The sequence below is a fragment of the Rhodoplanes sp. genome (assembly GCF_013377085.1).
Lineage (GTDB): Bacteria > Pseudomonadota > Alphaproteobacteria > Rhizobiales > Xanthobacteraceae > Rhodoplanes.
Window position 1 is genome coordinate 124,392 of record NZ_JACAAX010000013.1, and the last position, 10,041, is coordinate 134,432.

9 protein-coding genes are annotated in these 10,041 nt (G+C 70.7%); 2 read left to right on the forward strand and 7 right to left on the reverse strand.

Annotated elements, in window-relative coordinates; translation table 11 throughout:
* Positions 1-53 precede the first annotated feature (53 nt).
* Positions 54-1,703: a hypothetical protein gene (locus tag HXX10_RS11885; protein WP_296522432.1), complete on the forward strand. Its 1,650-nt coding sequence runs from the start codon at positions 54-56 to the stop codon at positions 1,701-1,703.
* 71 nt (positions 1,704-1,774) lie between these two features.
* Positions 1,775-2,362 carry a Uma2 family endonuclease gene (locus HXX10_RS11890; protein WP_296522434.1) on the forward strand — a complete coding sequence of 196 codons (588 nt, stop codon included), beginning with the start codon at positions 1,775-1,777 and terminating at the stop codon, positions 2,360-2,362.
* 9 nt (positions 2,363-2,371) lie between these two features.
* Here the strand turns inward: HXX10_RS11890 and HXX10_RS11895 are convergent, their stop codons facing one another.
* From HXX10_RS11895 to folP, 7 genes are all read right to left on the reverse strand, one after another.
* Positions 2,372-3,166 carry a DUF3298 and DUF4163 domain-containing protein gene (locus tag HXX10_RS11895; RefSeq protein ID WP_296522435.1) on the reverse strand — a complete coding sequence of 265 codons (795 nt, stop codon included), beginning with the start codon at positions 3,164-3,166 and terminating at the stop codon, positions 2,372-2,374.
* Between the two features lie 17 nt (positions 3,167-3,183).
* On the reverse strand, positions 3,184-3,624 hold the full coding sequence (locus HXX10_RS11900) for a hypothetical protein (RefSeq protein WP_296522436.1): 441 nt from the start codon (positions 3,622-3,624) through the stop codon (positions 3,184-3,186).
* A 95-nt stretch (positions 3,625-3,719) separates the two neighbouring features.
* Complete coding sequence (scpA, locus tag HXX10_RS11905) at positions 3,720-5,888, reverse strand: methylmalonyl-CoA mutase (RefSeq protein ID WP_296522438.1); 2,169 nt, start codon at positions 5,886-5,888, stop codon at positions 3,720-3,722.
* 157 nt (positions 5,889-6,045) lie between these two features.
* Positions 6,046-7,929 (reverse strand): methylmalonyl-CoA mutase subunit beta, encoded by a 1,884-nt coding sequence (locus tag HXX10_RS11910; RefSeq protein ID WP_296522439.1) that lies wholly within the window; start codon positions 7,927-7,929, stop codon positions 6,046-6,048.
* Between the two features lie 180 nt (positions 7,930-8,109).
* Positions 8,110-8,607 carry a 2-amino-4-hydroxy-6-hydroxymethyldihydropteridine diphosphokinase gene (folK, locus tag HXX10_RS11915; protein WP_296522441.1) on the reverse strand — a complete coding sequence of 166 codons (498 nt, stop codon included), beginning with the start codon at positions 8,605-8,607 and terminating at the stop codon, positions 8,110-8,112.
* Positions 8,600-8,977 (reverse strand): dihydroneopterin aldolase, encoded by a 378-nt coding sequence (gene folB, locus HXX10_RS11920; protein WP_296522443.1) that lies wholly within the window; start codon positions 8,975-8,977, stop codon positions 8,600-8,602. Before folB ends, folK begins: the two co-directional genes overlap by 8 nt.
* Positions 8,974-9,741, reverse strand: coding sequence for a dihydropteroate synthase (folP, locus tag HXX10_RS11925; RefSeq protein ID WP_296522453.1), 768 nt, complete (start codon positions 9,739-9,741; stop codon positions 8,974-8,976). Before folP ends, folB begins: the two co-directional genes overlap by 4 nt.
* Positions 9,742-10,041 lie beyond the last annotated feature (300 nt).

Here is a 10,041-nt window from a genome sequence, read left to right on the forward strand (position 1 = left end):
CGAATCGCGGACGAACACGATCGTCATATTGCGGCCAACCGGGGAAGCGCCAAATGGACCACGGAGCGGGGCAGGAGAGCGTCGCCGACCAGTCGTTGGAGCGGCCGCTCGAAACCTGGGAGGAGCCGTTCGCCATGGCGCTGCGGGCGCGGCCCGACGACCGTGACGCCCTGGTCGGCTGGGGCTTTGCGCTCATCGAGCGGGCGGGGTTTTCGGATGATCCCGCCACGGCGGAGCGCATGCTGCGCGACGCGGAGCGCAAGTTCGCCGAGGCGGTGCGGCTCGCGCCGTCGCGCGCGGAGGCGCTCAACGGCTGGGGCATCGCGCTCGCCGAGCGGGCCGGGCGTGCCGCCGATCATGACGCGGCCGAGAGCCTGTGGCGCGCCGCCGAGGAAAAATTCTCCGACGCCCTGCGCGTCGCCCCCGACGAGGGCGAGGCGCTGGTCAACTGGGCGACCGCGCTGACCGAACGGGCCGGCCGCACCGCGGACGCCGCTTCGGCGCAGCGGCTGCTGCGCGAGGCCGACGTGAAGTTCGCCGCCGCCCAAAAGCTCGGCGCCGAGGGGCCGGAGGCGCTGGTCGACTGGGGCGTCGCGCTCTCGGCACTGGCGCGCCGCGCCGACGATGCCGCCGAGGCCGAGCGGCTGTGGGCCGTTGCGGGAGAGAAATACGCCGCCGCGCTGCGGCTCGCGCCTGGAAAAGTCGAGGCGCTGGTCGACTGGGCCAATGCGCTCGCCGACCGGGCCGAGCGGGCCGCCGATCCGGCCGCCGCGGTGCGGCTGTTCGACGAGGCGGAAGCCAAATACGCCGAGGCGCTGCGGCTGGTCCCGGACCAGTACGAGGCGCTGACCGATTGGGCCAATTCACTTGCCGAGCGGGCCGGCCGCGCCGCGGGCGGCGAGGCCGAGCGCCTCCTCGCCGCGGCGGAAGCGAAATACGCCGCCGCGCTGCGGCTGCGGCCGGACCGGCCGGAGGCGCTGATCAACGGCGCCGCGGCGTTGGTCGAGCGGGCCCGCCGGTCCTCCGATCTCGGCGCCGCCGAAAAGCTGTTCGCCCAGGCCGAGGCCAAATATGCGGCGGTGCTGCGGGTCTACCCGGCCTCGCATGAAGCGCTGTATAGCTGGGGCGCTGCCCTGACGGCACGGGCGCGGCTGGCGGCCGACCCGGCCGCGACCGAGCGGCTGCTCACCCAGGCCGAGGCCAGATACGCCGAGGCGGTGCGGCTTCGGCCCGACCGGCCGGAGGCGCTGATCAATTGGGGCACCGAGCTCGCCGAGCGGGCCGAGCGCACCACCGACCCCGCTGCGGCGCAGCGCCTGTTCGCCCAGGCCGACGAGAAATACGCGCAGGCGCTGGGCATCGACCCCACCCAGTACGACGCCCTGTGCGACCGCACCACGGCGCTGATGCGCTGGGCGCAGCGCGCCGACGGTGCCGAGGCGCACGACGCGCTGCTGCAGCGGGCCGAGGAAACCTGCCGGGCGGCGCTGCGCATCGTGCCGCACGAGACCTACAATCTCGCCTGCATCGCGGCGTTGCGTGGAAAGCCCGAGGACTGCCGCGCCGCGCTCGACATCGCCGAGGCGGCCGGCACGCTGCCGACGCCCGAGCACCTCGCGGCCGACGACGACCTCGCCGCGGTCCGCGCCGAGTCCTGGTTCGCCGACCTTCTGGCCCGCCGCCGGCCGAAGTCGGCCCACTGACGGGCGCCGTTCGGCGGCTCGCGGCCGGCAGTGCCCCAGCCTATATTGAGGCAGCCAACGAGGGCTCGCCCATGACCGTCGCCGTCACCCGTGGTGCCGAAGGCTTCCCCCGCCGCGCCTTCACGGTCGACGACATCCGCCGGATGATCGATATCGGCCTGATCGGCCCGGAGGAGAGCTTCGAGCTGATCGAGGGGGAGATCGTGCCGATGCAGTCGAAGAGCGTCGCCCACGACAAGGTGAAGAACGCGCTCAACCTCGCCCTCGCGCGGGCGGTAGGGCCGGGACTTTATGTCGGTGTCGAGTCGACGGTCCAACTCGCCCGCGACATCCTGGTCGAGCCCGATCTCGCCGTCATCGCGCAGTCCGTCTACGACGCCGACCCGAAGAGCTTCGCCCAGCCGCGCGCCGAGGACGTGCTGCTGCTGATCGAGATCGCCGTCACCAGCATGGCCTATGATCGCAAGGTCAAGGCGCGGCTCTATGCCCGCCACGGCATCCGCGAGTACTGGGTGATCGACGCGACCGAGCGGGTCACCGTCGTGCACACCGGCCCGGCTGGCGAGGGCTGGTCGTCGATCGTGTCGCACCAGGCTGACGAGGCGCTGACCTGCGACGCTATCCCGGGCTTTTCTGTCCGCCTCGCCGATCTCGGCTGAGGCACGTCCTCACTCGTCCTTCTTCGGCGGCAGCGGGGTGCCGCCGAACACGGTGCGGCCTTCGGGCGACAGGAAGCGCTCGAAATCGCGCCACGGCACCACCACGGTGTAGAGGCCCTCGGCATAGGAGCCGACCGCATAGGGCGAGAAGTGGATGCTGAGGCCGCCGCTCTTGCCGGGCTCGGTCGACGGCGCCGGCACCAGCGGCCCGAGCTTGAGGAGCGACGGCTCGATCGCCTTCAGCCACTCGTCCTTGGCGGGATCGGCGGCGACGTCGGCGTCGCGCGCCTTCTTCTCCTTGGCCACCGCGGTACGGATCAGCGTCGCCAGCGCCGTCATGGTCGGGCCGTTGTCGGCCGTCTCGGTGAAGAAGGGGCGCACGCTGACGCGCTTCTTGGCGGTCGTGTCCCACAGGATGGTATCGACGCCGGTGTTCGGATGGGCGCCGCCCGAATAGACATGGTCCGTGAACACGACGCCGACATAGCGACCGGCCGTCGAGAGCAGGATGTAGTTGCGCTCGAAGAACCAGCCGCGGCCGTCGGAGAAGTCGGCCGGATTCTCCCGGTACGCCTTCTCGGCCTCGCGGCGGCTGACCTCGCCCCACTTTCTGCCTTCGGCCGCGAGATTGTCGAACAGGCCGGGCGTCGTCCTCAGCGCGGCGTCGACCTCGACCTTCACGGCGACGTACTTGCTCTTGGCCGACATCACGATGTCGGCCGCGGCGGGAGTGGCCGCGACCAGCAGGGCAAGGACGACCGCAGACAAAAGCGTCCGGGCACGGGTCGGTCGGGTACGCGTCATGAAACAGCACGTCCAGGTCATGGTGAGGGTCGGCCGCTTCCCTGCAGCAAGGCCTCGCGCCTGGCAATGGCGCGCTCGAGCTTTTCGCGTCGCGCCGCCTTGCGGTCCGGCTTGTCGTCGCTGCTGAAGCTGCCGAGATCCGGAATGTCCTCGAAGGCGATGACCAGGAGTCCGATCACGATCAGCGCCGCGAGCGCGAACCAGCGTCGTCCGACCCACCAGATCGCCACGCCGGCCGCGAGCGCCCCGCCGATGGCGAGCGCAGGCGACTCCGACAGCCAGTGCAGCTTGAGGGCGACGATCAGGCAGAGCAAGGCGAGCAGCGGGATCGACAGCACGGCCCAGACGATCTCGCGGGTGCGGAAGTGGCCGCGCATCGCCTGGAGGGCGACGAGCTCGCGCGCCAGCCGTCGCTTGCGGCGCTCGGATGGAGGACGGGGAGACGGGATCGCGGGCATGATGCGGCTGCCGGAACCGAAACGGCCGGCATCCGGAAATGCCGGCCGCACTGTCTTGGTATCCGTGACCCGCTTCGGGGTTCGGACGTCAGCCGCTACTCCGCTGCCTCGCGCGCGTGGCCGAGCCGGCGGTTGAGGGACTTCACCAGATCCGCCGCCGCATCCGATATGACGGTGCCGGGCGGGAAGATCGCTTCGGCCCCGAAGGCCTTCAGCGCGTCCCAGTCCTGCGGCGGGATCACGCCGCCGACCACGATCATGATGTCGGGCCGGCCTTCCGCCGCCAGCGCCGCCTTCAGCTCGGGCACCAGCGTGAGATGGCCGGCGGCCAGCGACGACACGCCGACGATGTGGACGTCGTTCTCCACCGCCTGCCGGGCCGCCTCGCCGGGTGTGGCGAACAGCGGGCCGATGTCGACGTCGAAGCCGAGGTCCGCGAAGGCCGAGGCGATCACCTTCTGGCCGCGGTCGTGACCGTCCTGGCCGACCTTGGCGACCAGGATGCGGGGCCGGCGACCCTCGTCGCGCTCGAACTGCGCGACCAGCTTCTGCACCCGATCGATCCCTTGCGACATCGCGCCGGCCTCCCGCTTGTAGACACCCGAGATCGCCCGGATCTCGGCCCGATGCCGGCCGAACACCTTCTCCAGCGCCAGCGAGATCTCGCCGACCGTCGCCTTGGCCCGCGCCGCGTCGACCGCCAACGCCAGCAGGTTACCCTTGGAGGGGTCGGCGGCCGCGTGGGTGAGGGCGTCGAGCGCTGCCTCGACGGCCTTCGGATCACGCTCCGCCCGCAGCCGCTCGAGCTTCTCGATCTGCATCTGGCGGACCGCCGAGTTGTCCACCTTCCGCACGTCGAGCGTCGCCTCGTGCTCGGGCTTGTACTTGTTGACGCCGATCACCGACTGCAGGCCGGAGTCGATGCGGGCCTGGGTCTTGGCCGAGGCCTCCTCGATGCGCAGCTTGGGAATGCCGGCCTCGATGGCCTTGGCCATGCCGCCGAGCTCCTCGATCTCCTGGATGTGGCCCCAGGCGGTCTTGGCGAGCTCGTAGGTGAGCCGCTCGACATAGAACGAGCCGCCCCACGGATCGGCGATACGGGTCGTGCCGCTCTCCTGCTGCAGGAAGAGCTGGGTGTTTCTGGCAATCCGGGCCGAAAAGTCGGTCGGCAGGGCCAGCGCCTCGTCGAGCGCGTTGGTGTGCAGCGACTGGGTGTGGCCCTGCGTCGCCGCCATCGCCTCGATCGCGGTGCGCGCCACGTTGTTGTAGACGTCCTGTGCGGTCAGCGACCAGCCCGAGGTCTGCGAATGGGTGCGCAGCGACAGCGAGCGCGTGTCCTTCGGATCGAACGGCTTGATCAGCTTCGCCCACAGCAGGCGGGCGGCGCGCAGCTTCGCCACCTCCATGAAGAAGTTCATGCCGATCGCCCAGAAGAACGACAGGCGCGGCGCGAACTTGTCGATGGTCAGCCCGGTGGCGACGCCGGCCCGCACATACTCGACGCCGTCGGCCAGCGTGTAGGCGAGCTCGAGGTCCTGCGTCGCACCCGCCTCCTGCATGTGATAGCCGGAGATCGAGATCGAGTTGAACTTCGGCATGTTGGCCGAGGTGAAGGCGAAGATGTCGGAGATGATCCGCATCGAGGGCAGGGGCGGATAGATGTAGGTGTTCCGTACCATGAACTCTTTGAGGATGTCGTTCTGGATCGTGCCGGCGAGCTTCACGGGCGGCACGCCCTGCTCCTCCGCGGCGACGATGTAGAGTGCCAGGATCGGCAGCACGGCGCCGTTCATGGTCATCGACACGCTCATCTGGTCGAGCGGGATGCCGGAGAACAGCGTGCGCATGTCGTAGATGGAATCGATCGCCACGCCGGCCATGCCGACGTCGCCGGAGACGCGCGGGTGATCCGAGTCGTAGCCGCGGTGGGTGGCGAGGTCGAAGGCGACCGACAGGCCCTTCTGGCCGGCTGCGAGATTGCGCCGGTAGAAGGCGTTTGAATCCTCGGCGGTCGAGAAGCCGGCGTATTGGCGGACCGTCCAGGGCTGGGTGACGTACATGGCAGGGTAGGGCCCGCGCAGGAACGGCGGGATGCCCGGATAGGTGTCGAGGAAGTCGAGGCCGGCGAGGTCGGCCGACGTGTAGAACGGCTTCACCGTGACGCCTTCCGGCGTCAGCCAGGGCGGCGCCGCGGTCCCGGTCGGGGCCGGCGGATTGGCGGTGTCAGCGAACGCGACCGTGGCGAAATCCGGAATCCTGGTCATTTCGAGCCTCGTGCGAGTAAAGCGACCCGCCGGCCGCCGTGTCGTCAATCCAGAATCTTGGACGCCCACATGGATCGATACGTCGTCGACATGCGCTCTGGCGTCCGGCCGGCCGCGCAGACAGTCCGCGCGGCGCGTGCCGTGTTCGTCCTCGGGCTTACGCGGTCCCGGCGAGCCGCTGCGCTTCCTGCAGGGTCGCGAGCACGTCGCAGCCCATGAAGACGAAGTGCGTCACCCCGGCCGCCTTGAGCTCGGCTTCGATCTCGCCCGGCCGTCCGGCCAGGTAAACCTGCTTCGCGCCGGCCGCGACGAGCGCCTTGGCGGCCGCAGCGGCCTCCACGGGGTACACCTTGTCGGACGAGCACAGGCAGGCGAGCGTCGCACCGGATTCGCGGAACGCCGAAACGAGCGCGGCGAGATCGGTCTTGCCGTCGGTCAGGAAGCCGTCGTTGCCGATCGCCTGGATGCCGCCCGCCTCGAAGAAGTTCTTGGTGAAGGTGGCGCGCGCCGTGAACTCGGCGAGCCGGCCGAGATTGGCCAAAAACACCTTCGGCCGCGATCCGGTCTTGGCGAGCGCAGTGTCGGAGGCGTCGCGCAGGGCCTCGTAGGCGGCGGAGATCCGCATCGGCGCAATCGGTTCGATCGCGACGCTGGTCGTGATCGGCGGCACCTTGACCGGGGCGACGTCGAGCACGGTCACGGGCGCCTCGGCGATGTTCGGGAACTCGCTGGTGCCGGTGATCGCTTCGCGACGCGACGCGACGGCCTTCTCGCGCGCCGCCCGAACCGCCGCGATCTTCTTCTGCAGCGTGCCCTGGCTGAGCACGGCCCAGATGCCGCCGCCCGATTCGATCTCCTGGAACAGCGTCCAGGCGCTGGCGCAGAGCTGACGGGTCAGCTCCTCGATACCGCCCGCGCCGGCCGTCGGATCGGAGACCTTGGCCAGATACGACTCCTCCAGCAGGATGAGCTGAGTGTTGCGGGCGGTGCGCCGCGCATCGCGGTCGGGCAGGCCGAGCGGCGCCGTCCACGGCACCACCGTGACGGCATCGGCGCCGCCGACGCCGGCGGCGAACACCGCGACGGTCGCGCGCAGCATGTTCACGGCGGGGTCGCGCCGCGTCATCATCCGCCAGGCCGTCTCGGCCGACACCACGACATGCGCCGGGGCGAGGCTACAGGCCTCCTCGACCCGGGCCCACAGCTTCCGCAGGGCGCGGATCTTGGCGATCGTCAGGAACTGGTCGGCGTCGGCCGCGACGCGGAAGCTCAGCGTGCGGCGCGCCGCGTCGAGCGGTACTCCGTCGGCCTCGAGCGCCCGCACATAGGCGATCCCGACGGCGAGCGCATAGGCGAGCTCCTGCGCCTCCGAGCCGCCGGCGTCGTGCACGACGCGGCTGTCGGCGACGGCGAACGGCCCCTTGAAGCCGCGGGCGGCGAGATCGCGGACCCGCGTCACGAACGAGGGCGTCATGTCGGGCCAGGCGACCCGTCCGACCCCGGTCGCGGCGATGACGCCGAGCGGATCGATGCCGAAGCGGATGTCGAGCGCGCCGGGCGAGAACCCGCGCGCCTCGACGAACTCGGCGAGGCGTTGCGGCGCGTCCTTGGCCTGCGGCGAGAGCTGCAGCTCCAGCGTGATCGCGTCGAGCCGAACGCCGTCCAGCACCTTGGCGAGCGTGTCGGCGTCCCAGCCGATGCCGTAGCCGTGGGCGCCGAGGCTGCCGGCAAACACCAGCGTCAGCCCGGTGGCGCCGTTCTCGAGGTCGTGCAGCGCCTCGGCATTGGCGGTCTTCGGATCGGGATGGTCGACCCGCTGCAGCACCTGCCAGGGCGCGCCGCTCGCGCGCGCGGCCACGGGACGGGCGGTGCGGTCGCTCGGATAGAGCGGCTCGATGCGCAGCCCGTCATAGGTCTTGGCGACGAGCCGTTTTTCGAACGGCGCGCCCTTGAGCGTGCCTTCGACGAGCGCGAGCCATTGCTCGCGGGTGGCCGGCGGAAACTCGGCGGCGAGTGTGAGGTCTTCGGCGGTGTGCGTCATGGGCGGGAAGATGCCACGACTAGGCCGCTTCGCCAAGGAAGGCGTGAGCTATGCATAGCTGGACCCACGCGACGCGCTGGGTGCGTCCTGATTTGTAAGTATAGGTCCGTATGCGGGCCGCGTCCGCAAGCATTCGCAGCGGTGGTCTGGGCGCGCGCCCTGCGGATTTCTCGTTATTTGCTAGGGCAGTCGTTCGACTCCGGCAACGTCGAGATGCGCCAAAGCGTCGCGCGCCGTCATGCCGGCGACACGTTGCTGCGGTGCGATCTCGGCGAGCGGCGCCAGCACGAAGGCGCGCTCCAGGGCACGCGGATGCGGCAGGGTCAGGCCCGGCTCGTCGACGATCAGCTCGCCGCTGGTGTCGTCGCCGATCGTGACGATGTCGATGTCGACAGTACGCGGTCCCCACCGGCGCTCGGCGGACCGGTTGCGGCCGAGCGCCGTCTCGACGTCGCGGGCCCGTGCCAGCAGCTCACGCGGGGCGAGCGTCGTCTCGACGATCAGGCACAGATTGACGAAGGCCGGCTGGTCGGGATCGCCCCAGGGGGGCGTGCGCCAGTCGGAGGAGCGCGCGATCAGCCGCACCGCCTCGCCGTCGCAGAGGAGATCGATGGCGCGCGCCAGGGTCGCGCGAGGATCGCCGAGATTGCCGCCGAGCGAGAGGACGGCCTCAGCCATGCCGGGCGCGAAGGATCGAGACGCCGACATCCGTGAAGGTGGCGGGGATCGGCGCATGCGGCTTGTGCACCGTGATGCGAACGTCCACGACCCGCGGGAAGGCCTCCAGGATCGCGTCGGCGACCGCGCCGGCCGCCGCCTCGACCAGGCGGAAGCGCTTCGCCGCAAAGGCCCGGGCGGCGCAGTCCACCACCTGGTCGTAGGACACGGTCGTCGAATGCTTGTCGGTGCGCGATGCCTCGCCGAGATCCGCCGACAGCGTGAGATCGAGCAGGAAGGTCTGGCCGACGGTGCGCTCGTGCTCCATCACGCCGTGATAGGCGTGGAGCGCGAGGCCGGTGATGAAGACGGTGTCGGGAGCGGAGGTCATCGGGCGTTCCGGATGGCTTGCGCGACTCTGAGCGCCTGGGCGGTTTCTTGGACGTCGTGGGCCCGCACGATGGCAGCCCCGTCGAGCACGGCGAGCAGGTGGGCGGCGAGCGAGCCGCCGATGCGCTCCTGCGGCGTCGCCGGCGACACCGTGTCGATGAATCGCTTGCGCGAGGCGCCGACCAGCAGGGGCCGCCCGAAGGCGCGAAAGCGCGGCAGCGCCGCCAGTGTCGCGATGCTCTGCTGCGGCGTCTTGCCGAAGCCGATGCCGGGATCGAGCACGATCTGCTCCGCCTCCAGGCCGGCCGCTTCGGCGATCGCCAGCGTCCGGGCGAAGAACGCCTCGATGTCGGCGACGATGTCGATCGCCGGATCGGCAGCCTTGCGGTTGTGCATGGCAATGATGGGCACGCGGCGGGCGGCGGCGAGCGGCGCCATCGCCGGATCGCCCTGCAGGCCCCACACGTCGTTGAGGATCGTGGCGCCCTGGTCGAGCGCGAAGGCCGCGACCTCGGCCTTCATGGTGTCGATCGACACCGGCACGCCGAGGCCGACCACGGCCGGCAGCACCGGGGCGAGCCGGGCGATCTCGTCCGCCGCCGTGATCGGCGTCGCGCCGCCATAGGGCCGCGTCGACTCCGCCCCGACATCGATGATGTCGGGGCCGTCGGCGACCATCTTTCGCGCCTGCGCGATGGCGGTTTCGGGAGCGAAGAAGCGGCCGCCGTCCGAGAAGGAGTCCGGCGTGACGTTGAGCACGCCCATCACCAGCGGCCGGCCGGCACGCAGGAGATCGGACAGGGACGCTGCCGGGCGCGCCGGCGTGACGGTGTCGGAAACCATGGGCGAGGGCTTTGCGCGCCGTCGGCGCGCTGTCAAGCGGGATGCCGAGGGTGCCGGCCCCGACCTCCGCTCATTCCCGCGCAAGCGGGAATCCAGGGTTCTGGCGCTGGGGCCCCGCATTCGCGCATAGGCGCTGAGTTAGGTTGGGAGCCTACTGCACTCGCGCAGTCATTCCGGGGCGCCGCGCAGCGGCGAGCCCGGAATCCATACTCACAGACCGGG

Coding starts and splice junctions, on each gene's coding strand:
- HXX10_RS11910 (WP_296522439.1), bottom strand. CDS start 7,929: ATGACGCACACCGCCGAAGACCTCACACTCGCCGCCGAGTTTCCGCCG.
- HXX10_RS11890 (WP_296522434.1), top strand. CDS start 1,775: ATGACCGTCGCCGTCACCCGTGGTGCCGAAGGCTTCCCCCGCCGCGCC.
- HXX10_RS11900 (WP_296522436.1), bottom strand. CDS start 3,624: ATGCCCGCGATCCCGTCTCCCCGTCCTCCATCCGAGCGCCGCAAGCGA.
- folK (WP_296522441.1), bottom strand. CDS start 8,607: ATGGCTGAGGCCGTCCTCTCGCTCGGCGGCAATCTCGGCGATCCTCGC.
- folB (WP_296522443.1), bottom strand. CDS start 8,977: ATGACCTCCGCTCCCGACACCGTCTTCATCACCGGCCTCGCGCTCCAC.
- HXX10_RS11895 (WP_296522435.1), bottom strand. CDS start 3,166: ATGACGCGTACCCGACCGACCCGTGCCCGGACGCTTTTGTCTGCGGTC.
- HXX10_RS11885 (WP_296522432.1), top strand. CDS start 54: ATGGACCACGGAGCGGGGCAGGAGAGCGTCGCCGACCAGTCGTTGGAG.
- scpA (WP_296522438.1), bottom strand. CDS start 5,888: ATGACCAGGATTCCGGATTTCGCCACGGTCGCGTTCGCTGACACCGCC.
- folP (WP_296522453.1), bottom strand. CDS start 9,741: ATGGGCGTGCTCAACGTCACGCCGGACTCCTTCTCGGACGGCGGCCGC.